Consider the following 23,767-nt stretch of genomic DNA (forward strand, 5'->3'; position numbering starts at 1 on the left):
TAGACCTGAGCTGGGCAGGTATCGAGCGTCAGTTCTGCGACCCGTCCGAGGAGAGCGGCCGCAGCGGGCAGAAGCGGTTAGGCGCCCTCTGCGGCCGTCACACGATGGTCCGTCTCGGCGGCGTCGAGGTCGTTCGCGGTGATCGCGAGGCGGGAGCCGCGGCTCGGACGGTCAGTGGCCCGGTTCGATGCCCAGGATCTGATGTGCTTCAGTCGCGGTCGCAACCGTTCGTCCACTCACCTCGATCAGCTCGGCGATCTGCTGTACGAGCTCCGCGTTGCTGGGAGCTCCGGGCCCGACGTAGTCTTCAAGACCCACGCGCACATGGCCGCCGCGTCGCAGTGCGGCTTGGGCGAGGCCGGTCCCGATCACGTCGCCGCCCTGGACAGCGACGAGCCAGGGCAGGTCGGTCCCTTCAAGCATCGCCAGATAGGCGTCGAGACTGATTGCGGTGGGCGGCAGCCCGAACAGAAGCCGACCCCCGAAGTACAGCTTGAGCATCGTGCCGGGTGGAAGCGCCCCGGCATTGTGAAAGGCGAGCGCGATGCGTAGGAAGCTCGGATCGAAGACCGAGATGCTCGGAGCAAGACGTAGTTCGACGCACTTCTCGACCATGTATCGGGCGTCGGCGTAGGTGTTGATGTAGACGAGGTCCAGAGGGACCGGGAGCCCGTCCTCGTCGAGTGAGCCGATGTTGCACGACCCCGGATCAACAAGCCCGATCCGACTTATGCCGGCCTGGGCGAGTTCGACTTGGTGGCGCCAGCGAACATCGATCGCGATTCCTGGCCCGCCGCTTGCCATCGTGGCATAGAGCAACGCGTCCGGATGAGCCTCCAGGATCGGTCCCCACGCCTCGATGTACGGCGCCGCGGAATGCACACCGCCCTCAGCCCACAAGTACTCATCGTTGTGGTTGTGCACGATCGTCGCGCCGGCATCAATGCAGCCAAGCGCATCAGCCACGATCTCTGCAGGGCTACGCGGAACCAGCGGATTCACATCTTTTTTCACGACGCCGTTCAGCGCGACCTCGATGATGCACGGGGCAGACATTCAGACTCCTCAAGCGATCGACGAGCATCGACGAAGGGTTCGCCGACGGCGTCCATTCGTCCCATTAGTTAGCGGTCGAGCGGCACACCCGAAACGATGCGCCTGGGACTCCCGCATTCGCGTCCGTAGAACCCCCTAGCCGGCTCCCCTGCCACACAGTCGCTGCGCTGCCGGATGTGTGTGGCGGCCCTTGGGTTCGGCCCGGGAAATTGGGCTAATGGTTTGGGCTGCGAGGTTGGTTTCTGCGGGTGGCCAACACGCGAAGTTGGTTACGGGAGCGAATCTTGAGCTTGTTGAACACTTTGTGCAGGTGATATTCGACAGTGCGCGGGCTCATGAACAGTTGGGCAGCGATTTCCGGGTTGGACAGGCCCTCGCCGGCCAGCCGGGCGATCTGGGTCTCCCGGGCGGTGAGCTGGTCGGCGGTATCGGTGGTGCGTTTGCCTACCCGCTCGCCGGTGGCACGCAACTCGCGCGCGGCTCGTTCAGCGAACCCGTCGGCGCGCATGGATGCGAACATCTGGTGTGCGATGCGCAGCTGCTCGCGCGCGTCGAGGCGGCGGTTCTGGCGTCGCAGCCATTCACCGTAGAGCAGGTGTCCGCGGGCCAGCGCCCCGCGGACGCGGGTGTGGCCGAGCCGGTCGATAGCCTCACGGTAGAGGCGCTCGGCAACCTCGCCGTCACTCAGCAGCGCCCGCGAGCGCGTCTCAATGCCCAGCGCCCAGTCGGTGCCGCACGCGCGTGTCGACTCCGAGAGCCGCTGGAGGGCATCGGCTGCGCGCTGACGTTTTCCGCTTCGGGCGGCCGCCTCGATTAGCTCGACTAACCCCCAGGTCGAAAGGAACAACTCCCGCGGGTGCTCGCTAGCGTGCTCGGCGGCGACCACCGCCTCCTCGTATCGGCCGAGGCTGTTGTAGAGGTGCGCGCGCGCCCACGCTACCGCGGTCAGTCCGACGCCATCGCCTTGGCGCAGCCCTTCCTTCATGCTGGCTTCGAACAGCTCAGTGGCCTGGGCTTCGCGGCCCTGCCAGGCGGCGAGCCCCACCCCGCCATAGGGCACGATCTGACTCCCGGAGGCCTCGGTAACTGTCTGCACCTCCTCGACTAGTGACATGGCCGCGCCGAGCTCGCCGGCGTTGAGGTGCACGGCGATCCGCGAAGTGAGGGCGATCGGCAGCTCGCTGAGCGCACCGGCGTCGCGGGTGAGCTGGACGTGGCGGGTGGAGACCGCCTCCCAGGCCTCGTCGTCCCACAGATCCACGGCCGTGTGGCAGGCGAACTCCAGCCAGCGGATCTCCTCTTCCCGCGTGACCGACCTGCGATGGAAGGCGCTCAACGCTCGCTTCAGGATCGGTATCCCGGCAGGGTAGCCCCCGGTGAGCAGCACCGCCAGACCATCCAGGAGCAGATCGGACGCACGCGGGGGCTGCGGTGCGGGCGGCGCGGCAAGCGCGGCCTCGGCCGCCTCCATGAGACCGGCGCCGCCGCGGCTGACGAACCTCGCCGCCCACAGTGCTTGTAGGTAGGTTTCGCGGGCCAGCCCGACGTCGAGCGGCTCGAGGAGCTTGGCAGCCGCGAGCAGCAGGGGCGGCACGTCGCTGCCGCGGCTCACCGCGAACGCGACCTGGGCGCGCAGCAATTTCACCTGGGCGAGTTGGAGATTGTCCAGCGGCCCCAGCTCCGCCGTGGACAGCAATTCCAGGGCCGCGTCGGGGTTGCCGGCCCGGTGGGTGGCCTGCGCGGCGGCCAGCGCGCGCTGCGCCCGGCGGGCCGGTTCGGGTGTGAGTTCTGCGGCCCGCGCGAGGAAGGCGGCCGCCGCGGCCAGACCCCCGCGGGCCTGCGCGCGCCCGGCCGAGCGCTCGAGTTCCGCGGCGACGTCCTCCTGGGGCTCCAATACCGACTGGGCGCAATGCCAGGCCCGCCGATCGGGATCGATTCCCGGATCGGTGGTCTCGGCCAGAGCGCGGTGGGCGATTCGACGGTCGCTCACCGGCGCCGTCTGATAGACAGCCGACCGGACCAGCGGGTGGCGAAAGATGACCCGCGCGCCAACGGTCAGCAGCCCGTCGGCTTCCGCCGCAGCGGCGGCGTCAGCGCCGATGCCAAGGCGTCCGGCGGCCCGCCACAGCAGCGCCGGGTCGCCGACCGGCTCGGCGGCAGCCACGAGCATGAGGCGCTGGGTCGGCTCGGGCAGCCGCTCGATGCGCCGCAGGAAACTTTGTTCGATGCGCCCGGCCAGCGCCAGCGCGCCGGCCACACCGAACCCGCCGGCCAGCTCTGCCACCGTGACTCCATGGGGCAACTCAAGGAGGGCGAGCGGGTTCCCGCTGGATTCAGCGATGATGCGGTCACGGACTGACTCGTCGAGCCGCCCAGGGATGACCGCGGCGAGCAGCACCCGGGCGTCCGCAGCGGCCAGTCCCCGAACTGTCAGCTCGGGAAGGTCGGCGAGGTCACCGCCCGCGCGGTCACGTGTGCCGAAGATGACTGCTACGGATTCGGTATCCAGCCGGCGGGCGACAAACCCGAGCGCCTGGGCCGAGGTCTGGTCCAGCCATTGTGCGTCATCGATCAGGCACAGCAGCGGCTGTTCTGCGGCGACCTCGGACAGCAGACCCAGCACCGCCAAGCCGACCAGCAAACGGTCCGGCGCGTTGCCGGATTGCAGGCCAAGCGCGACGCTGAGAGCGTCGCGCTGCGGAGGGGGCAGGCGGTCGAGACGATGCAGCATCCGCGCGCACAGCTGCTGGAGTGTCGAATACGGCAGTTCCATCTCTGATTCGACGCCATCTCCTTGCGCCACTTGGAAGTCCGCTGCCGCGCCGGCGGCGTGGTTCAGCAGCGCGGTCTTGCCGATGCCCGGCTCGCCGCGCACAACCAGGGCGCGACTGTGCCCGGCCCGAACGTCGGCGAGCAGTTCATCAAGCGCCTCGACCTGCTGGCGGCGGCCTCGTAGCATCTCGTTTCACTCACATTCCTACGCAAGGCGGGATCGGCCGACAGTCCATCAACCGCGCGTTACGGTACTGGCTGCCCTGTGGGCGGGGTAGGCGATGACCGTGTGCGTGCGCCCCGGTGATCGCGCCTTCTGGCCGGTTGCGACGAACGATTCAGTTGCTATACAATTGGATAGTATCCTATACAAATGTATAACGGAAGCGGCGTATGTTCAGCGCAGAGCCTGGTTTTCGCGGCGCCGGCGTCGCGTTGCTGACCCTGTTCGACGACTCGGGGACCGCGGAGCTTCTGGAGCGCAGCGCATGAGCAAACCCTTCGTCACGGCGAGTGCAGACGACCTGACCGCCCGTGCCCGGCTGCGGGATGCCGCGATTCGACTATTCGCCGAGCGGGGCGTCGCCGGGTCGCCGGTGCGTGACATCGCTGAGGCGGCAGGCGTCACAGCCGGGCTCATCACTCATTATTTCGGGTCGAAGGCGGGTTTGAAGGCCGCCGTCGACGAGCGCTTGGTCGAGGTGTTCACCGAACCGCTGAGCTCGTTGCCGGGCGACAGTGGAGCCTTCGCTGAGGCAGTCAGCGAAGGGCTGGCCCACCAGATGGGCGCCCATCCGGAACTGCGCGCCTACCTGCGTCGCTCTTTTTTGGAGAACGATCCGGCCAGCTTTGAAGTCTTCGACCGCTTTGTCACGTTACTGCGTGACCGGCTCCAGGAGATGCAGAAAGCAGGCCTGGTCCGGGAGGACCTCGATCTTGATTGGGCACCCTTCCAGGTGCTGTTTCTGCACTTCGGGCCGCTGCTCTTGGGGCCGGCGATCGAACGCGCCCTCGGCGTTGATAGCTACGCCGCCGACGTCATCCGCCGCCGCAGCCACGCCACCATGGAATTGCTTAGTCGCGGCATTTTCAACAAACCGAAGGAAGCCCGATGACACCGAGCGAGACCAACAACCCGCCAAGCTAGTTTCTTGGCCGGGCCTTGGATGTCGCGTCGGGTGAGGTCGACGCCGACACCGTGCATCGCTGGGTCAGGGATGGGGGTACTCGCGCGCAGCAGGCTCCGCGAACTTGTCCAGCTCCGGGAGGTTGACCACGATCGGATCGGGGTTCGAACGGGTGACAACCCAGACGGTCGGACGGTCGGCGGACGCGTTGATCTCCTGATGCACCGTGTGCGCCGGAATGAAAACAAAGTCTCCCGGACCGGCCTCAACGACGTGCTGCAGACGGTCGCCCCACCGGTACCTGGCGGTGCCTTCAAGCACGTACAGGATTGTCTCCTGATCCCCGTGGTGGTGCGCACCGGTAGCCGCGCCGGGTAGCACCGTGCTCAGGAAGGCGCTCAGTACCTTGGCGTCGGGGTTGCGGCCGTCGAAGGCGACCTCCCGGCGCAGTCCCGAGGTCTGCGGTGTGTTCTCGGAGAGTTGTTCACGCCGAACGACGCGGACCGAAGGTTCATGCATTGGGGATTCCTTTCTGTTCAAGACGGGCGGGTAGTGCGCTGTCCCCGGCGACGTAAAGCCCGAACGGTGAGGGGTCGCCAACCCGCCAGCTGCCCTCGAACTGCACGCTTCGACCGGCTGCCCGGGCCCTTTGCGCGGCACGCCGGGCCGCCGGTAGCTGCTGAGCCTCCCAGCCCTTCAGCCGAACGGGTATCTGCCGTCCAGTGGCGTGCAGCAGCGCGTTGCCTAGCTGCCAGGCATCGTCGGCCGCCCTTGCGGTGCCCGCACCGATATGCGGCCGCAGCGCGAACGCCGCATCGCCGATCAGACAGCTTCGTCCGAAGGCCATTCGCGGCACCTCGAGGTCGACGATCACCTGGACGAACGGCTCGGCGCTTCGTTGCACGAGTTCGGCAATAGCCGAAGGGAGTTCGGTGTCCGCAGCGGAATGCAGCGCTTCGAGATGCTTGGTCTGAACCGATCCTGGCGGCACGGTCAGCTCGGCCCTCAGACCGTTGCGGTCGGTGAGCAGATCGTTGAGGTAGTCTCCGGGCGCGACGTTCCGATACCAGAGCCAGTTGCACAGCACGGACCCGTCCGTGCCCGGAATCGGATAGGTCAGCAAGTGGCCGTGCGGCAGGATCCGGTAGGTGATCGCGTCGCGCAGGATGCTTGCGGTGGGGCCGCTGAGTTCATCGCGTTCGATGGTGCCGCGCCAGGCCACGTATCCCACATAGCGCGGTTGGGCGTCGGGCACCAGGATCGCGCGTCCCGTCGAGCGGATGCCGTCGGCGCACACCACGAGGTCTGCGGTCAAAGTCTGACCGTCGGTCAGTGACAGCGCGACTTCATCGGCCCGGTTGTCCAGGTGCGCAAGCTGAGTCGACAGGTGGTAGTGCTCGGTGCCGAAGGCGTCCAGCAGCCCTCGGTACAACTCGAAATACGACGCGAACCGGTATGCGCAGGGTTGCTCGTGGGCGACGGAGCCGTCGTCTCCGAGATAGCGAAGTCTCCTGGCAGGCACGCCGATGTCGCCAATCGCCTTACCGACCCGCTCCACGAGATAGCGAACCGTGTTGGGGTGCAAGACGATGCCGGCCCCGCGGTCCTGCAGCGGAACCGCACTACGCTCCAGAACGTCGACGTCCCATCCCTGGTCCCGGAGAACCAGCGCTGCGGTCAGCCCGCCGAGCGATCCCCCCACCACACACGCCCGGGTCACGCGGCTGTCCCGTCGTCGAGAATCTTGGAGCACATACCGGCGTGCTCTGCACCGAAGGCCGCCAGCGTGTGCAGGTCACCACTGGCGACCGGGAACCCGCAGCAACCAGCGCCACGCAGCGCTGGCGTACGCGTCGCGGAGGGGTGCGTGGCGGCCATAGCTCAAGAATCGCATTTCGTGGCGCCAGCTGTCATTGGTGCTGACCCGAATTGCCGCTCGCCGCCAGCAGCACAACCGGCCTACTTACCAGCCGCAATAGGTGCTGTGACTGGAGCGGTTGATGTTCCGGGAGTTCATATTTCCATCACGACGGTCTTGGCTTCGGTAAAGAATTCGCGACTGTGTTTGCCTCCTTCGCGGCCGATCCCGCTGTCCTTGAAGCCGCCGAACGGTGCGCGCAGATCACGAACGAAGTAGCAGTTGACCCAGACTGTGCCGGCCCGCACAGCACGTGCGACACGGTGTGCGCGACGCGCATTTTCGGTGAATACCATGGCGTTCAGGCCATAGCGGGAGTCATTCGCCAGCCGGATAGCCTCGGCCTCACCGTCAAAAGGGGCGATGGTGACGATTGGGCCGAAGATCTCCTCATGGCTGATCCGCATCTCCTGGGTGGTGTTGACCAGCACCGTCGGCCGGACCCACCAGCCTTCGTGCGGACCGCCGGTGAGGAGCTTGGCTCCTTCGGCTTCAGCGATCTCGAAGTAGTGGCACACCTTCTGCCAGTGTTCTTCGCTTGCCAGCGGGCCGATGTCGGTTGCAGGGTCGGCCGGGTCGCCGACCACGAGACGCTCGGCCAAGTCGACGAAGCGGTCGACGAACTCGTCGAAGATCGCGCGCTCGACATAGAGGCGGCTGCCGGCCAGGCAGACCTGGCCGGAGTTGGTGAAGGCAGCCCTGATGGACCAATCGAGTGCGGCGTCGAGGTCGGCGTCCGCGAAGACCAGGTTTGCGCTCTTGCCGCCCAGTTCGAAGCTCACGCGTTTGAGACTGGGTGCACCAGCCTGGAGGATCTTGCGTCCGGTGTTGGATTCGCCGGTGAACGTCACGAGATCGACGTCGGGGCTGGTGGTTAGGGCCTCGCCGGCTTCGCCGGGGCCGTAGCCGTGCAGGATATTGAGCACACCTCTGGGTAGCCCGGCCTCGATGGCCAACTCGCCGAGACGGGTGCAGGTACCCGGGCTTTGTTCCGCGGGTTTGAGAACCACGGTGTTGCCAAAGGCGAGGGCAGGGGCGACTTTCCAAGTCGACAGCATCAGTGGGAAGTTCCACGGGCTGATCGCGGCGGTGACGCCGACGGGTTCGTAACTGGTGTAGATGTGGTGGCTGCTGGACGGTAGGGATTCGTCCTCGCAGAAACGCGGATAGTCAGCGAAGAATCGGAAGTTCGCGACCGAGCGTGGCAGGTCACGCTCGCGACACTGGGTGACCGGCTTGCCCATGTCGGTGGTCTCCAGCGCAACAAGCTCATCGGTGTGCTGTTCGATGAGATCGGCGAGGCGGTGCAAATGGGCGCCCCGCTCGTCAGGAGTCATGCGCGGCCATGGGCCTTCGTCGAAGGCAACCCTCGCAGCGTTCACCGCTCGGGCGGCGTCTTGTGTGGATCCGCGGGCGACTTTCGCCCATGGCTGCTGGGTGGCGGGGTTCACTGTGTGAAACCACTGGTCGTTGGCGACCCGTTCACCGTCGATGAGGTGGGTGAGTTTATCCATTTCGGATTCTGCTTTCAGTTCGAGGCGATCCGCTCTGTGATCCTTTGTCGAGGGAAGCGTTGGACGACATCGTCTTTCAGGCGGGCTCGGCCGCAACGATCAGTCGACAATTACCGGAGGCGTGGTTTCGCTGGCGTTGTCCCAGACTTCCTGGTCGCTCAGCGACACCAAAAGGTCGTACGCGTCGGGCCAGTGCATGGTGGGTTTGTCAGGATCGGCGGCTGGCTGTGCGACGGGCGTCGCGGGCCTGTCGAAAGGGGTTGGCTTTTTGAGTGCTTCCACCTCATGCTGGGAGATGTCGCACAAGCCAACAACTTCGGGGTCCACCCAGGCGTTGGCGTCGATATCGTGTCCGCAGGTGACTTCTAGGCTCAGGCCTTCGGGTCCGCCGAAGTAGATCGACTTGATGAAGCCATGATCTATGGGGCCGATCACCTGCACGCCGCGGCTGCGGATCCGATCCCGCATCGTCAGAACCTCGTCGAGGGTGTCGACATGGAGGGCGACGTGCTGCATCCCACCGATGGTGACGGCGCCGCCGGGATTGCCGGCGTGAGTGACGCCCCACTCGATGTCCTTGGGATTGTCGGGATGCTGGACGAACGCGACGTAGCTCTCCGGTGCCAGTTCGACGAAGCCGTGGAACGCGCCGTCGACGCCATGCATGTAGTACAGCGCCCGTAGCGGACAGCCGAGAACATCGCACCAGAATTCGAGCTGTCCCTTCATGTCTCGTGTGCTCAGAGCTAGATGGTTGACGCCGCGGGGGTGCAGGGTGGTCGTCATGGGTGCTGCTCCTTGGATGTTGAGCTGATTAGTTGCATGTTGAAGTGGGTTACTTGGCTTGTCGACGGCACCATTCGAGAACCACGTCGCTGTAGGCGACGGTGTGCGACAGCATCAGCTGATGCATGCCATCGGGGTGCACATACAACTCGACGGGTCCCGCGGTGGCGTCGGCGACCATTTTGGCGACGTCAGGGCCGAAGGTCGTGTCCCGCTCCCCAACCGTGTAGAAGATCGGCTTGGTGTTCTGCGAGATCGGTACCACTGGGTCGTAGCGGAAGAAGGACGCGAATGCCCGCAATTCGTAGTACCAGGTGTTCAGTGGATCGGCTTTCTTTTGCTCGCTCGCACCGAGGTAGCCGTAGTCCTCATCGAAGTTGATGAATCGGTCGAGGCTGAGCAGCAGTTTGTCGCCAAAAAGTGCATCGATCTGCTCAAAAGCCTCGCTGCGGAACGGGTTCGGGTTCGGAATCAGCGGCGCGGATGGGATTGCGTAGCCCATCAGGATCGCGCCCCGGAACGCATCAGAGGCCTGTAGCGCGCAATAGGCTGCCGCGGCACCCAACGATGATCCCTTGATGAAGACAGGCAGACCGGTGGTCTCGCCGATGTGCTCGCCTAAAGCCACCGCGTCGTCGACCCACTCCTCGATGCTGAACCGGCCAGGTGGCCGCATGTTCACCGACCGGCCGTGGCCCGGAGCGTCCATGCTCCAGACATCCACGCCGCGGGACGCATGGTGCGCGCAAAAACTGTCGTAAATGCCGCCGTGGGAAGCGATCCCGTGCTGAATCAGGATCGCGTGGTCTGCATCTTTGCCGGGATACCGGTAGCTGAACGTCTCGTTGAGTACGTGTTCTTCTCGCTTCATGGGTGTCAGCTTGAACTATTTCTCGCCGGGTGTCAAGAAAATAATCACCGGGAGGTATCGTGCTGTCATGGCGACAGATGCCGTGCAGACCGCAGAGACACGCGGCCGGCCACGTATACGAGACGACGACGAGATCCTGAGGGCCGCGTTGCACGCTTTCGCTGAGCACGGCTACGACGGAATGTCGCTGCGCACGCTTAACTCCGAGATGGGACTCAGCCGCGGCACCATCAACCAGCGGTTCCGTTCAAAAGAGCAGCTCTGGTACGCCGCGGTCGATCATGAGTTTCGGCGCCTGACCGAGGATCTCAACGCCGAGCTGCAACACCGAACGGTTCCCGACGACGATCTGTCGCGGGTACGCGAGGGCATTCGCGCATTCCTGATCGCCTCGGTCCGTCGCCCCGAACTCGTCAGGTTGATGAACCAGGAAGGCCTGCATTCGACCAGCCGCCTCGACTACATCGTGACGTCGTTCACTCTGCCGACGCTGACTCCGGCATGGCAGGCCCTGAACCGACTCGCCGACGCCGGCCTGGTCCGACGCGTGCCCGCCCGAACGTTGCTGTTCCTCATCGCCCACGGAGCCGCCGCGCCGTTCACCCTCGGCCCGCTGTCGGACCGATTCGACCCCGTTGACGGCCCCCTGGACCCCGTCGTCCACATCGAGCTGGCCACCGACATCATCGTCTCCGGGCTCCGCACCGCCTAGCCCCACCCCGCGGTCAGTGCAGTCGGCCTTCGACGAAGACGCTTTCCGGGACGGCGGCGTCGAGCCCGGCCGGCGCGGTCCGGTTGCTGGCGGCCATCAGATCGTCTGCAGTCGTCGCAGCCGTGACGGTCCAGCCATGCGATTGCAGCCAGTCGACGACTTCCGTTCGTTGCTCCTCGTAGAGCAGGTTGCCGGACTCGGCGATGTCTTTGCCGCCCAGTTTGATTGCGACGTCCCGATACAGTTCCGTCTGTTCTTCGCGGCGCGCTGCGCTGTCGGGGCTGAAGAACTCGTTGGTGAACGCTTCGATCGCGACACGGCTTCCGGGGGCGCTGAGCGACTGGATCCGGTCGAACAACAGGTCTTGGGCGTCGGCGGTCAGGTACGGCAACAGGCCCTCCGCCGACCACGCCGTCGGAGCCGACGCGTCAAATCCGGCTTGCGCCAGTGCTTTCGGCCAGTCTAGTCGCAGATCGATGCCGACGCTGATGTGGGAAGCGATCGGGTCGACCGCATGAGATTCCAGCGTGCCGGTCTTGAATTCCAGCACCTTGGGCTGGTCGATCTCGTAGACCACACATCCGGCAGGCCAGGCGAGCCGCCACGCGCGTGAGTCCAGGCCGGCTGCCAGGATCACGGCCTGCCGGATGCCGTCGCCAGCCGCCGCGAGAAAGTAGTCGTCGAAGAACTTCGTCCGGCACGCTGTATAGCCAAGCATCGCTTGCATCCGGTCCTCGAATTGTGGGTCGGCATCGACCAATTCGGCCGGTAGCTCATCGTCCAGGTAAATCCGCCAGATGCCGTCGCCGGCCGCTTCGAGGAACAGCTTTGCGTAGGGATCGCTGATCAGCGGATCGGCACTTTTGGTCTCTGCCGCCCGCCCACCGGCAACGCCGAGCGCGGTCGCGCCGACGCTCTCGTTGATGTCCCATGTGTCATCGTTAGTTCTGGCCATCGGGATCCCTTCGCCGATCTGGGTACAACGAGCTGCACGAAGCATATACGGAAACTTAGCTACACTTACAAAATTATCACCGTGCACTGGCTAGGGACTGGCGACTCGGTAATAGCAGCGGCGTTTCACACGATCCGGCGAGTCCCTGCGCGGGAGTCGTTGGCAATGGTCACGGCGTCGTCCGCAGTCCTTTAGCGTGCTAATCTCACCGATAGCACGGTCCACTGTTGCCATAGTAGAACGTGATGGTCGGCTAGAGAGACCTCAACAGGCGTTGTTGGAATGGGGTATCTGAAACAGCGTGTTAGAGGTTCGACTTTCGCCTTCAGAAAGAGAACGGCATGGGCGCGAAGGAAGTGATGACTGATCTGGTGGGTGGAAGTCGCCCGCTCTCCTACGAGCGCGATGGCGTGACGTTGGGGTACTCCGTGGTGGGCGACGGTCACCCCATCCTGTTCGTCCACGGCACGACGGCGACGGGGGAGTTCGAGTGGGGTCGGCTCGCGGCCAGGCTGGCGTCGGATTATCAATGCGTCCTGCCTGATTTGCGGGGTCACGGGCGATCAGAATTGGGCGATTCATCCGATATGGGCCAGGCCATCTGCGCGGACCTGCGCCATCTTATCGAGCACCTGGGCCTCGATCAGCCCCATATTGTTGGGTTTTCCTACGGTTCCGAGATCGCGCTCATGGTCGAACTTTCAGCGCCCGGTACCGCGCGATCTCTTGTGCTGGTGAGTCCCGGGACCGGTCGCCCCAGCGACTATGGAGCCCCCCGTCTTGAGTACCTCTACCGCACCTGGCCGTTCGCGTTGCGCCGCCTGCACGAAACCCACCACGGACCTGAGCATTGGCGCCAGCTTGTGACGGCGCTACACGTAGACAGTCTCGGTCGAGCCGAACTCTCGGCGGAAACCCTCGCGGCTGTCGGATGCCCCGTCCTGCTGGTCGCCGGCGCCCTCGACGAGTCGACACGGCGGGCGCAAGGGCGGCGGTTCGCCGAGGTCAACGCTCTGGCACGCTACGTGGAAATCGACGGCGCGGCACACGCCGTGCACCACAAGTGCCCCGATAGGTTTGAGCAGGTCATCAATGCCTTCCTGACTGAAGTAGGCAATGAGAGAGCGGGGAGTCGTGGCGCGACAGAAGACAGCTGAGCTGAAATCAGTCGGTGAGGTGCCGGCGGAGCAGTACGTGCCGAGCTGGCAGCGAGACAGTGTCGATCGATCGCTGCGCAATGCAATCGAACGCGCACGCAAGCGCAGTGATCGGTTCGTTGAGGCTGCCGTTGAACTGCTGTCCGAACGCGACGAGGGTGACTTCTCCATCCAGGACGTGGTGGACCGGTCTAGTCAGTCGCAGCGCACGTTCTACACCTTCTTCGACAGCAAAGACAGCCTGATGCTCGCCGTATACGAGACGATTCTGCGTAAGACCGCGATGCCGATGTTGCGGGAGCGGTGCGAGGGCATTGACGATCCGGTGCTGCGGCTTCGGGCTCTGCTGGATGCGTTATCGGAGATCACCGAGATGCCGGCGCGGTTGGCGCGGGGGTTGAGTGTTCTTCATCTGCGGCTCGCGGAGACACGGCCGAACGATCTCGCCAGCGCGTTGGAGCCCCTGCACACCTTCATCGTCGAACTGCTGACGGCAGTGGCCAATTCGGGCCGGCTACGGGAGGACCTCGGGCTGCACACCCAAGCCGCGCTGCTTCAGGAATTGCTGCTTGCCTCGACGCACTCCCGGGTGTTGACGGGCGGCAGCCAGACCAGCGTCGACGATCTGTGGGCGTTCTGTTCGGCCGCGATATTGCGTCGCGAGGACTGACCGCCGGCGCCTCAGGTCACGGCGCCGGCGACCTTGAGGTCGATGAGCTCGTCGTCCGATTTCCCTAGTGCGCGCAGGATTTCGTCGGTGTGTTCGGCGAACTGCGGCGCCCGAGTCAGGCTTGCTGGCGTCTCGTCGAATTGCACGGGGTTGGCGACCAGTTCGCGTCGCGTGCCCTCGATATCGTGAACTTTGGCGATCATTCCGTTGGCCCGCAGCGCAGGGTCTTGTCCCACTTCCCAGGGATCCTGCGCAACGGCCCATTGCCCTTCCATGCCGCTGAACTGTGACGTCCACTCGGCAAGCGTCCGCCCGGCTATGACCTTCTGAAGGACCTCGGCTGCCTGTCGGGCGTTGCCCATGAGGGCGTCGGCGGTCGCGAACCGGTCGTCGGTGATCAGATCCTCGCGGTCGATGCGCCGGCAGAATTCAGGCCAGTAGCGACTTGGTTGCAGCATTGCCAGCACTATCCAGCGGTTGTCGGCGGTGCGGTAGTTGCCGACGAGCGGATTAGTACGAGCCGAGCTTGTGCTGGGCTCGCGTTCTGGTGGCCCACCGGTCAGGAGCGCGAAGCCGACCGACAAGGCGTTCGCCCAGGCGCCCACGCCGAGCAGCGAGACGTCGACTACCGAAGTCTCGCCGGTCCGTTCGCGCGCCAGCAGCGCTGCGGCGATGCCTCCGGCGATGCTCATCCCGCCGAGCGAATCACCGTAGGCGCCGGCCGGCATCTTGCACAGGCCGTCGAACTCCGTTGGGGTGGTTCCGAGCGCGGAGCCGCCTCGGGCCCAGAAGGCGGTGCTGTCATAACCGCCTTTCTCGCGGTCGGGGCCGCGGCTGCCGAAGCCCGAACCGCGGACGTAGATGATGTCGGCGTTGATCTTGCGTACGTCGTCAAGCTCGATGCCGAGCCTTCGGCGCGCCCCGGGCAGGAAGTTTGTCAGGAATACATCGCTGGTTCGGATCAGCTCGTGCAGGACCTCCAATGCCTCGGGCCGCTCAAGCGCGAGGCCGATGCTGCGCTTCCCGCGGTTGGGGTGCTCCATCAGGGGCGCGAAGGACCCGCCACCGACCGGCATGTCCATGACTGCGCTGAGGCCGCGTTGGGCGTCGCCTGTCTCTGCGTGCTCGACTTTGATCACGTCGGCGCCCCAGTCCGCCAGGACCGCGCCCGCAGCCGGGACAAACGTGAACTGAGCCACCTCTAGAATCCGCACGCCTTCCATCGGTCGGATCACGACGGTCTCCTGTTCTGATTCAGTTCGATTGGTGCCGAACCGATTTCATGCTCAGCTAGTCGCAGGGCGAACATGGATCACATCCATCATCAGATCGCGCGGCCGGGTCAGCACGTCGTACAGAACCTCGGCGACGCGTTCGGATGTCAGCAGTTGCGTTCCGCTCATCCGGGTCAGGTACCCGTCGGCTTCCCAGATGGGCCAGGCCCGCTCCAGGTCGCCTGGTCCGAAGTTCTCATGGATGCCGGTATCGCCGACGGCACCCAGGATGACCAGTGTCACCCGGATCGAGTCGCGCCGGAGTTCATGGTTCATCGCTTCGGTGAAGCCATTGAGCCCGCGCTTGGTCGCCGAGTAGAGGGTCATCAACGGCAGGTGATCGAGGGTGATCTCGGAGGAGATGTTCATGATGTCGCCGCCGCCCGCCGCCCGCAGCAGCGGGATCGCCGCGCGCGTGGTGTAGATCGGTGCGACGAGGTTGGTGTTCACGGTGACGGCGATGTCCTCGTCGCTGGCCTCCTCGATGAGCCGGATCCGGCTCGCGCCGGCGGAGTTGACCAGCACGTCGACACGGCCGAACTGCGCCGCGACCTGCTCGAACGCGGCGCACACTTCGGTGCTGGACGTCACGTCGGTGACGATCGGGACCGCGTTGGCACCGAGGGTGTCCGCGATCTCGTCGAGCAGCAGTTTGCGACGCGCCAGCAGCACCACGGTGGCGCCCTCCTGCGCGAAGCGCTGAGCAGTCGCCCTTCCGACGCCCATCGAGGCGCCGGAGACCACAACGACCTTGCCCTCCATGCTGCCGGACATCGCACGCCTCGATTCCTCATGCTCCGAGATGGAGAGCCGCGTCCAGCGCATACACGGCTGATGCAGCACTACATTGCGTTATACGCACATGTCGTTCTACCATGACGCGCACGTGATAGTCACCACCTGGCCCGCCGCAGCGTGCGGGCGTTTGCTCGGAGGGAGTCCGTTGTGCCCACACGCGTCACGGGCAAGGAGGCCAAGCACTGGGCGGTCGAGCATTTATGGGGCAACTGCAGCTCGCTCTACACACCGTTTTCGGGCCGGGATGGCGACGACATCGACTTCGAGGCACTGCGTGCGCTAGTTCGACACTGCCTGGTCGACCTAGACCAAGACGGCATCTGGCTGACCGGCGGGATCGCCGAATTCTGGTCGCTGACCACCGACGAGCTCAAGGAGGTCGTCCGGGTCGCCGTGGAGGAGGCCCGCAGCGTGAGGCCCGCGGCTCTCGTGCAGGTGATGTCCAGCACTGACACCGCCAAGCAATGCGTCGACCTGACGTTGCACGCCCAAGAACTCGGCGTCGACATCTGCTACATCCTCACCCCGTACTTCGAGTGCTCGGGCAAGCCAGGCGTTTTGGAATACCTGCGCTACGTCGCAGACCGGACCGACATGCCGTTGGGATTCTTCAACTCCCACTCCACCGGCCTGGTGCTGACCCCGAGCGAATGCATCGAGCTGTATCACGAGATCCCGGCGCTGTGCGGACTCAAGAACGGGCTGCTCGACGCTGAGCACAGCCTGGCGGTTCACCGTCTCGCGCCCGAAATGGTGCTGTGGGAGGCGAACGACGAAGCCGGAATCCGGCTGGGAATACCTCATCCAGGGGCGCTCGGGTCCGCCCTGTATCTCTACGAAAAGCCCGGACTGCTGCTGTTCTCCCAGTGGCGTGCCCTTCTGGTGGCCGGCGACTTCGAACGGGCCGAGAAGTTCGCCGCCGAGACCGGGTTGGCAGATATGAAGGCCGCCAGTCGCCGCTACCAAGCGCACCCGGCCCGGCCGGGCTCGTTCACGCATTGGGGCGCGGGATTCAAGTTCGGTGCCAGCCTGCTCGGCCTACCGGTGGGCGACTACCCCCATTCACGGCCGCCGCAGACCGCATTCCCCGACGACCTCAAGGGCCCGATCATCGAGGCGTATGCCGCGTCCGGGTTCATCAAGTCCTGAGAACGGAGCGTCGCCGTGCAGGTGCAACTGGTTTCGGCAGGGACCATCCCACGGCTGGTCGAGCTGTGAGCAACGACGAGCGTTCCGCAGCGCTCGCCGACCCGGCCGTGCGCGTGACGCGCGACGGGCCGGTGGCGTTGGTGATGCTTGCGCGGCCGGCGAAGTCCAACGCGATGGACATCGAAGCCACCTGTGCGCTGCTGGACGCCGTGCGGTCGCTCTGCGAGAGCGGCGACGTACGGGCGATGGTACTCACCGGCGACGGTACCGCGTTCAGCGCCGGCGGCGACATCCAGACAATCCGGGAGATGGGCGTGGACAGGGGAGTTCGCAACGCGATCCTCGGCAAGCACCAGGAGTTGTTCTGGGTCATGACACGGCTGCCCTTCGCGAGCGTCGCAGCGGTTAATGGTGCCGCCGTCGGGGCAGGCGTCACGGTCGCGTTGCTGTGCGACTTGGTTGTCATGGCACAAGATGCTTTCCTGTCCGACCCACGTGTCGCGCTCGGCCTGCTCGACGGCGCGGGCGGAATTGTGTTGTGGCCGTTGCTGACCGGTCTCTCTGCGGCAAAGGAGCACTTGTTGCTCGGCGATCGGGTTCCGAGAGCCGAAGCCCACAGGCTCGGTTTGGTCAACCGCGTCGTTCCCACCGAGGAAACCGTGCCGGCGGCCCTTGACCTGGCGCGTCGGCTGGCGAGCCTACCGCCGCGGGCGGTGCGGGAGGCGCGGCGCTTGCTGAACTCGCACATCGAGCGGGCGGCCCCGGTGCTGTCCGAGTGCGCACGGGCTGAGAGCGACTGCTTCGAGACGGACGAGCACCGTGCCGCGTTGGACCGGTTGAGTCTGCGACTTGCCACGAGCTCACCAAGGCAGTCGTAGTGGTCGCAGGCAACCGGGTCGCGCTGGTGACGGGAGGCACGTGATCAGACCCTTCGGGTGACAAGGAGAAACGATGTCAGAACACTTCATTCGGTACGAGACGGACGGGTCGGTGGCGGTGATCACCCTGGACCGGCCGCAGGCCGCAAACGCGCAGACGCCGGGCATCCTCAAGGACCTCGACGACGCTTGGCGGCGCGCGGACGAAGACTCGGATGTGCGGGTGATCGTGTTCACCACGACCGGTAAACATTTCTCGGCGGGCCACGATATGTCCGGCAACGACCCATCCGCCAACGGCCGCAACCTTCGTCCCAAACGGGCCGGGGACGGAAAGCTGGTGGCGGAGGATTATTACGACTGGGAGACCCGCGGCTACCTCGAGTACGCCAAGCGCTGGCGTGACATCCCGAAGCCCACGATCGCGGCCGTGCAGGGTAAATGCATCGCAGCGGGGCTGATGTTGTGCTGGCCGTGTGACCTCATCGTCGCTGCCGAGAACGCTGAGTTCTCGGACCCGGTCGGCTTGCTGGGCATCATGGGCGTCGAATACCACGCGCACACTTGGGAATTGGGCCCTAGAAAGGCCAAGGAGATGCTATTCACCGCCGGTTCGGTAACCGCGGAGGAGGCACTACGCTGCGGGATGGTCAACCACGTCGTGCCGCTGGACAACTTGCGTTCCTTCACAATGGATCTCGCGCATCGCGTTGCCCGGACTGACCCCTGGGCGTTGCGGCTGGCCAAGCGTGCCGTCAACCACACGATGGACACCATGGGCTTCTCGACAGCGATCGCATCGTGCTTCGACATGCACCACCTCGGGCACACCCGGGCGTTGGCCGCGACGGGCGGGCAGACCGTCGTGATGGCCGACCTGGAACGGATGAAGGCAGCCGGCCACTCCGGCGCGTAGTGAGACCACGTTGATACCGCCAACCGCACCGCGTTCAATGCAGATTATCGCGCGCCGGGATCAAGCCGATTGCCGCGCAGACAATTCGCGAACTGCGCATCACCCCGATAACCAAGTCAATGGAGGGAATTGTGACAAGAATTGTTAATGAGACCGTCCGGAGTTCATCGCCGGTCAGTTACCGAAATGTTGTTTCTGTCCTTATCGTGCTGGTCACATTATCGCTGGTGGGATGCTGGTCCGCTACCGCGCTTTATGGGGTTGATAGCGGCACCTCGTCCGACGTGTTCGTTACCATCTCGACGACCTCCATCGTAATTGTCCTTCTATTGCCGTGGTTCAATCTCAAAGGACACGAGAATCTTGATCATGAGCAGCGCATGGAGAGAATGGCTGCTTCGTGGTTGGTGGTCCTTGGCGTGGCACATCTGATCTGGGAAATGCCTTGGGTTCTATTTCACACCTACTTGATGAGTAACGAAGCTCAAGGACAGCTATGGAGCTATCTTTGGTGGATTTATGCCGATGGTGGGGACACCCGCTACATTCACCCCGATGGCAATCTGCTTGCGTTTGAAACCGGGGCATCGTTCATGGGTGTGGCTGCAGTTGTCCTCGCCTGTTTACGCAAGCAGGCAGGGCGGTTCACCGATAGCCAGCTGGTGGCTGTTATCGTGTTGATGGCGTGCGAATTCTATGCAACCGTTCTCTACCTCATTTCGGAGGTTTACGAGGGCATGCCGCACGTAAATGGGACAGTCAACTTAGTGGTGAAATTCATCTATGGGAATATTCTTTGGCTGGTTGTCCCTTGGATCGTGTTTCTGTGGGCGAGGCGCGTTCTTCTCTCGCGCGTCGCTGGGCTTCACTAGCGAACGCAATTGCAGATGCGTCACATTTGTGCGCACGTGCCCCTCAACCCTGCGTCATCCCCGGTCCGCGCGACGGTCACGTAACTGGCATCGGCTGAATGGCTGGGTGTGCGACGCCGAGTGTCGCTCATAGATGTTGTCGCTCAACGATTTCGGATACACAACTCGAACACGACGCCTTCGCGGATCAGTTCCGACCCGACGTTGACTCGGCCAGCATTGCGACCAACGCGGTGCGGTCGACCTTGCCGGTTGGCAGCATAGGCAACTGGTCCTCGCTGAGGATCAGGACGGTCGGCACTTTAAACGACGAAAGATTTTGTCGGGCGTGGGCCATCAGAGCCGCCGCCGTCAGCTTGGCACCGTGGGCGGGGACCACGGCGGCTGCAACGACCTGGCCACGTACCGGATGGGGTATTCCCACGACGAAGCTGTGCACCACGCCGGGCACGGCGTCCAACACGGCCTCCACCTCCGCGGGCGAAACGTTGGATCCCGCGGTCTTGATGAGAGTGCTTGCCCGGCCCGTGAAGTGCAGGTGGCCGGCCTCGTCGAACCATCCCCGGTCCCCGGTGGCGTACCAGCCGTCGGGGCCGAACACGTCGTGGCGTTCCCGTTTGTAGACACCGTTCATCACGATCTGCCCACGTACCTGGATCTCGCCCTCGTGACCGGCGGGCGCCTCGACGCCTGAGGCGGGGTCGACGATCCGGTGCTGCACCACACCAGGTAGCGGAATCCCGAAGGAGCCGCGCCGCTCCGGCGGCAATGGGGTGTCGGGGACCTCGACCATCGTGTGCGGGCCACCGGTCTCGGTCATGCCCAGCAGGTTTGGCACCAGGTCGGGTTCGCCTGGTCGCCGGTCGGGCGGCAACGCCTCGAGCATGGTGCCGCCGCGCACGCTTGACAGGTCACGCTTGGCGAAGTCGGGATGGTCGGCCATGGCTTGGCTTGCCTGGGCCCAGCAGGAGATGAATGTCGCCCGTTCCCGCTCCAACAGTGCCAGCGTGCTACCCGCTTCGAATATATCTTGCGCAAGGATGGCCGCGCCGGTCGAAAGCGCCTGCAGCACAACCATCGTCAGGCCGCCCACCCAAAAGAACGGCATCGGCGAATAGATGCGGTCGGTGGAGGTGACCCCGCGATGGCGCGCCAGGATGTAGGCGTGGCGCACCAGGCTGCCGTGCGTGTGGACGACGGATTTCGGCAGCGCCGTCGTCCCGGAGGTGGTGACCACGACGAGGTCATCCGCGGGTACAACTTCGTTCTCGGCTGAATATGCAAGCGATACAACGGGTTCCGGCCGCGGCCACGGCGCCGCCCAGGAGCGGTCGCAGTCCGGCCAAACGTGTATTTGCCGCAGGTAGGGTGCCTCCGGTGCAGCGATCACGGCGCCTCCGGCGGTGAGGCCGGGCAGCGCGTCCTGCATGCGTTCGACGAGGTCGCGGCCTGCGATCGATCGGCCCATGAGTACGACCTGCACATCGGTATGCCGCAGCAGCCGCCCGAGTTCCGCACCGGGTGCGAAAGTCGACAGCGGAACGGTGAGCGCGCCGATTCGCGCGGCAGCCAGCCAACAGATAAGCCACTGGGCACAGTTGGGGAACAGGATCCCGACCCGGGTCCCCTTGCCGACACCGGAGGCCAGCAGCGCGTCGGCCAACTCCAGCGACGCGGTCTCCGCTTCCGCGAAGGTCAGTCGCTCATCATCGGTGATGAGGAACTCGCCGTCGGGTGCGGCGCGCCTGATGGCGAGGAGCTCGGGGATGCTGGCCGGCATGCCATCCGGTGTCGAATCATCGACTGCCGCGAGGGCTCCGGCCATCAGCCGACGCGGACGGGGACGTGCGAGTAGCCGGCTACGTTGGACATGGTGACCCGGCGCAGGCCGTCGGTGTCGACGGCGAATTGTGGCCAATGTTCGCGGAACTGCTGGAAGGCGACGCGGCTCTCGAGTCGGGCGAGCCAGGAGCCCAGGCAGCTGTGCGCACCGTACCCGAACGCCAGCGTGGTGGCGCCGCCGCGCCGAATGTCGAACGCATCGGGCCGGTCGTAGGCCCGCGGGTCGCGGGTCGCGGCCCCCGTCACCAACAGCGTGGGCGAACCCGCGGGAATTGTCGCGCCGTGCAGGTCGACGTCGCGGGTTGCGAAGCGCCCCTGATACTGCGATGGCGGGTTGAGCCGCAGCATCTCCTCGATAGCGCCGGGAATCAGGGTGGGATCAGCGAGGACCAGCTCCCACTGGTCGGGGTTGCGGTGAAAAGCCATCACGCCGTTGCCGATGAGCTTGGTGACGGTCTCGCTGCCGGCCGCGGCCAGCAGCAACGAGAATGTGGCGATGTCTTCGTCGGTGAGCCGGTGCGTTGCGCCCGCGTCGTCCTCGTAGGTGGCGGTAACCAGTCTGCTGATGATCAGGTCGTCGGGGTTGCGGCGCTTCTCGCGGGCCAGCTCCAAGAAGTACTCGCCCATCGCCATCGAATCGGCCACGCCGCTTTCGGTGGCGAACGGGTTGTTTTCCTCGCGGTGCAAAAACCCGTCGGTCCACAGCCGGATCTGCTGTCGCTCACCGGCAGGCACGCCGAGCATCATGGAGATGATCTCCACGGGGAACAGGGCGGCGAAGTCGGCCACCACATCGAAGTTCTGCCTATCCTGCAGCGCGTCGAGGTAGGACGTCACCACCTCGACCACGAGCGGCTCCAGGTTGGCGATCGCCGCCTTGGTGAACACCTGCCGGACCAGCTTGCGTTGCTGCTCATGCTCCGGGGGGTCCATGATGATCAACACGTTGGTTTCGAACCGGTGCCGCAGCGACAGCGCATCTAAGGTCACCCCGTAGGCGCTGCTGAATGTCTCCCAATCCCGGTGTGCGGCAACAACGTCGTCGTGGCGGGTCAGGGCGTAGAAGTCCCATCGCTCGCTGTAGTAGACCGGCGCCTCATCGCGCATCCACCGGTAGGTCTCATACGGATCGTCGAAGAAGACATCCGAGTACGGGTTGAACTCCGCCGGGGCGCCGTCTGCACGCGTTCTCGTTGCGGGCGGCGCGCTCCGATCCGTTGACATCTCAGGCGTCCACCCGCATCGCGTTCGACAGCGTTCCGCCCATCACTATGGCGATTTCGTCGTCGCCCAGTTCGCGACGGCGGTCGGCGTAGCTGAGCGGTTCGGCCAGGCCCTCGGGATGTGGGTAGTCCGAGCCGAAGAAGATGTGGTCGATCGGCACCAGCTTCGCAAGCTCGGCCACGTTCTCCTCCCAGAACGGATTGAAGTAGACGCAGCGATGGATGGCTTCCACTGGATTCTCGCTGTAGAGCTGCGGCATCTTCTTGTGGGTGTCGCTGAGGTTTTCCAGTAGCCGGGGCAGCCAGGTTGTTCCGTTCTCCACCATGGCAATACGCAGCTCTGGGAAGCGGGTGAGCAAACCGTGGCAGGCCAGCGCCGCGACGGCGTCCTCCGCTGGGTTGCGCGCAAGACTGTAGTACGAGCGGAATGGAGTGGGCTGGAAGGGACGGAATTCGCCGCCGCCTTCCCAGTCGTTGGCGTAGCGAGAGTAGCCGCTGTCCGAGGCGTGCATGACGACCAGCACGCCAGTATCGCTGACTCGCTTCCAGAACGGGTCGAACTCTGGAAGGGCGAACGAGCGCGGACCGTGCAGTCCGGGAACCGGGGCCGGCCGAATCAAGACGGCGCGGGCACCCCGTTCGAGCACCCAGTTCAGTTCTTCGATCGCCTTCTCGACGATCGGCAGGGTGATGATCGGAGTGGTGAAGATCCGGTCCTTGAAGTTGAAAGACCATGTTTCGTCCAGCCACTGGTTCAACGCGTGGATGATCGTGTGGGTCGCCTCGGGGTGCTCCCGGAAGCGTTCCTCCACCAGGCTCGCCAGTGTCGGGTACATCATCGACTTGTCGATGCCCTGCTCGTCGAGAAGCGCCAGCCGGGGTCCCGGTTCACGCATCGCGGGGGTTGCCTCGATCGCCTTGCCCAGGATCTCCCGGTGGCTCTTGCCTTCCGGGTTGCCGTTGTGGAAGTAGTCCTCTTGGGCGCCCGGCGCGGCGACCTTATCGAAGGTCGGGTTGGGGATGTAATCGCTGATCTGCCCCAAGGTGGCGATCTTCGTGCGGCCGTCGACCTCGACGTATCGGATCGCACCGCGGTACTCGGCGGGAAGGAATTTGGTCAACGCATCGCGAGTCTCGTACATGTGGTTGTCGCCGTCGAAGACCGGAAAGCCCAGCTTCTGTGTCATCGTCGAACTCCTCGGTCCGGCCGTGCCTATCGCGCTCGACAGTAACATCGAGTGCGTAATAAGAGAACAACGCGCTACTTTTTTGCATGT

Annotated in this window: 22 protein-coding genes; 8 read left to right on the forward strand and 14 right to left on the reverse strand. The window is 64.7% G+C overall.

Translation table 11 applies throughout. The features are described 5' to 3' along the window. Positions 1 to 171: 171 nt before the first annotated feature. Positions 172 to 1,056: a 3-keto-5-aminohexanoate cleavage protein gene (locus tag VNW74_RS14500; RefSeq protein ID WP_325677939.1), complete on the reverse strand. Its 885-nt coding sequence runs from the start codon at positions 1,054 to 1,056 to the stop codon at positions 172 to 174. Between the two features lie 214 nt (positions 1,057 to 1,270). Next, positions 1,271 to 4,015 carry a helix-turn-helix transcriptional regulator gene (locus VNW74_RS14505; protein ID WP_325677941.1) on the reverse strand — a complete coding sequence of 915 codons (2,745 nt, stop codon included), beginning with the start codon at positions 4,013 to 4,015 and terminating at the stop codon, positions 1,271 to 1,273. Between the two features lie 301 nt (positions 4,016 to 4,316). Between VNW74_RS14505 and VNW74_RS14510 the strand changes: the two genes are divergently transcribed. Continuing rightward, on the forward strand, positions 4,317 to 4,943 hold the full coding sequence (locus VNW74_RS14510; protein WP_325677943.1) for a TetR/AcrR family transcriptional regulator: 627 nt from the start codon (positions 4,317 to 4,319) through the stop codon (positions 4,941 to 4,943). A 96-nt stretch (positions 4,944 to 5,039) separates the two neighbouring features. Here VNW74_RS14510 and VNW74_RS14515 read toward each other — a convergent pair whose 3' ends face one another. From VNW74_RS14515 to VNW74_RS14540, 6 genes are all read right to left on the reverse strand, one after another. Then, positions 5,040 to 5,474, reverse strand: coding sequence for a cupin domain-containing protein (locus VNW74_RS14515; RefSeq protein WP_325677945.1), 435 nt, complete (start codon positions 5,472 to 5,474; stop codon positions 5,040 to 5,042). Next, positions 5,467 to 6,675 carry an FAD-dependent monooxygenase gene (locus VNW74_RS14520; RefSeq protein WP_325677947.1) on the reverse strand — a complete coding sequence of 403 codons (1,209 nt, stop codon included), beginning with the start codon at positions 6,673 to 6,675 and terminating at the stop codon, positions 5,467 to 5,469. The genes VNW74_RS14515 and VNW74_RS14520 overlap by 8 nt, the downstream gene beginning before the upstream one ends. Continuing rightward, positions 6,672 to 6,833, reverse strand: a complete 162-nt coding sequence (locus VNW74_RS14525; protein WP_325677949.1) for a hypothetical protein — start codon at positions 6,831 to 6,833, stop codon at positions 6,672 to 6,674. The genes VNW74_RS14520 and VNW74_RS14525 overlap by 4 nt, the downstream gene beginning before the upstream one ends. 135 nt (positions 6,834 to 6,968) lie before the next feature. Further along, positions 6,969 to 8,387 (reverse strand): aldehyde dehydrogenase, encoded by a 1,419-nt coding sequence (locus VNW74_RS14530; protein ID WP_325677950.1) that lies wholly within the window; start codon positions 8,385 to 8,387, stop codon positions 6,969 to 6,971. Between the two features lie 99 nt (positions 8,388 to 8,486). Beyond that, the gene (locus VNW74_RS14535) at positions 8,487 to 9,173 is read right to left on the reverse strand and encodes a VOC family protein (RefSeq protein ID WP_325677952.1); all 687 of its coding nucleotides are present in this window, start codon (positions 9,171 to 9,173) and stop codon (positions 8,487 to 8,489) included. Between the two features lie 49 nt (positions 9,174 to 9,222). Beyond that, on the reverse strand, positions 9,223 to 10,044 hold the full coding sequence (locus tag VNW74_RS14540) for an alpha/beta hydrolase (protein ID WP_325677954.1): 822 nt from the start codon (positions 10,042 to 10,044) through the stop codon (positions 9,223 to 9,225). Positions 10,045 to 10,111: 67 nt separating this feature from the next. On the opposite strand from VNW74_RS14540, the gene VNW74_RS14545 reads away from it, so the two are divergent. Then, positions 10,112 to 10,756 carry a TetR/AcrR family transcriptional regulator gene (locus VNW74_RS14545; RefSeq protein ID WP_325677956.1) on the forward strand — a complete coding sequence of 215 codons (645 nt, stop codon included), beginning with the start codon at positions 10,112 to 10,114 and terminating at the stop codon, positions 10,754 to 10,756. A 13-nt stretch (positions 10,757 to 10,769) separates the two neighbouring features. Here the strand turns inward: VNW74_RS14545 and VNW74_RS14550 are convergent, their stop codons facing one another. Continuing rightward, positions 10,770 to 11,711 carry a class I SAM-dependent methyltransferase gene (locus VNW74_RS14550; RefSeq protein WP_325677957.1) on the reverse strand — a complete coding sequence of 314 codons (942 nt, stop codon included), beginning with the start codon at positions 11,709 to 11,711 and terminating at the stop codon, positions 10,770 to 10,772. Positions 11,712 to 12,052: 341 nt separating this feature from the next. Between VNW74_RS14550 and VNW74_RS14555 the strand changes: the two genes are divergently transcribed. Further along, a complete protein-coding gene (locus VNW74_RS14555) occupies positions 12,053 to 12,868 on the forward strand; it encodes an alpha/beta hydrolase (RefSeq protein ID WP_325677959.1) in 816 nt (271 codons plus the stop codon). Next, positions 12,846 to 13,538 (forward strand): helix-turn-helix domain-containing protein, encoded by a 693-nt coding sequence (locus tag VNW74_RS14560; protein WP_325677961.1) that lies wholly within the window; start codon positions 12,846 to 12,848, stop codon positions 13,536 to 13,538. Before VNW74_RS14555 ends, VNW74_RS14560 begins: the two co-directional genes overlap by 23 nt. 11 nt (positions 13,539 to 13,549) lie before the next feature. Here the strand turns inward: VNW74_RS14560 and VNW74_RS14565 are convergent, their stop codons facing one another. Then, positions 13,550 to 14,761 (reverse strand): CoA transferase, encoded by a 1,212-nt coding sequence (locus tag VNW74_RS14565; RefSeq protein WP_325677998.1) that lies wholly within the window; start codon positions 14,759 to 14,761, stop codon positions 13,550 to 13,552. 63 nt (positions 14,762 to 14,824) lie between these two features. Then, the gene (locus VNW74_RS14570; RefSeq protein WP_325677963.1) at positions 14,825 to 15,586 is read right to left on the reverse strand and encodes an SDR family oxidoreductase; all 762 of its coding nucleotides are present in this window, start codon (positions 15,584 to 15,586) and stop codon (positions 14,825 to 14,827) included. Between the two features lie 171 nt (positions 15,587 to 15,757). Here VNW74_RS14570 and VNW74_RS14575 point away from each other — a divergent pair, with 171 nt between their 5' ends. The 4 genes from VNW74_RS14575 (at position 15,758) to VNW74_RS14590 (ending at position 19,425) form a co-directional block, all read left to right on the forward strand. Continuing rightward, positions 15,758 to 16,759, forward strand: coding sequence for a dihydrodipicolinate synthase family protein (locus VNW74_RS14575; protein ID WP_325677965.1), 1,002 nt, complete (start codon positions 15,758 to 15,760; stop codon positions 16,757 to 16,759). Between the two features lie 65 nt (positions 16,760 to 16,824). Continuing rightward, entirely contained in the window at positions 16,825 to 17,637 is an 813-nt protein-coding gene (locus VNW74_RS14580) for an enoyl-CoA hydratase/isomerase family protein (RefSeq protein WP_325677967.1), read from the forward strand. A 73-nt stretch (positions 17,638 to 17,710) separates the two neighbouring features. Then, positions 17,711 to 18,553 (forward strand): enoyl-CoA hydratase, encoded by an 843-nt coding sequence (locus VNW74_RS14585; protein WP_325677969.1) that lies wholly within the window; start codon positions 17,711 to 17,713, stop codon positions 18,551 to 18,553. Between the two features lie 131 nt (positions 18,554 to 18,684). Further along, on the forward strand, positions 18,685 to 19,425 hold the full coding sequence (locus VNW74_RS14590; protein WP_325677971.1) for a hypothetical protein: 741 nt from the start codon (positions 18,685 to 18,687) through the stop codon (positions 19,423 to 19,425). 187 nt (positions 19,426 to 19,612) lie between these two features. Here the strand turns inward: VNW74_RS14590 and VNW74_RS14595 are convergent, their stop codons facing one another. Genes VNW74_RS14595 through VNW74_RS14605 form a run of 3 tightly spaced genes read right to left on the reverse strand, consistent with a single transcriptional unit; the run spans position 19,613 to position 23,677 of the window. Beyond that, the gene (locus VNW74_RS14595) at positions 19,613 to 21,250 is read right to left on the reverse strand and encodes a class I adenylate-forming enzyme family protein (RefSeq protein ID WP_325677973.1); all 1,638 of its coding nucleotides are present in this window, start codon (positions 21,248 to 21,250) and stop codon (positions 19,613 to 19,615) included. Then, positions 21,250 to 22,491 (reverse strand): cytochrome P450, encoded by a 1,242-nt coding sequence (locus VNW74_RS14600; RefSeq protein WP_325677975.1) that lies wholly within the window; start codon positions 22,489 to 22,491, stop codon positions 21,250 to 21,252. The genes VNW74_RS14595 and VNW74_RS14600 overlap by 1 nt, the downstream gene beginning before the upstream one ends. Position 22,492: 1 nt before the next feature. Beyond that, positions 22,493 to 23,677 (reverse strand): amidohydrolase family protein, encoded by a 1,185-nt coding sequence (locus VNW74_RS14605; protein ID WP_325677977.1) that lies wholly within the window; start codon positions 23,675 to 23,677, stop codon positions 22,493 to 22,495. Positions 23,678 to 23,767 lie beyond the last annotated feature (90 nt).

The sequence above is a fragment of the Mycobacterium sp. genome, from assembly GCF_035570115.1.
In the GTDB taxonomy this organism is placed as follows: domain Bacteria; phylum Actinomycetota; class Actinomycetes; order Mycobacteriales; family Mycobacteriaceae; genus Mycobacterium.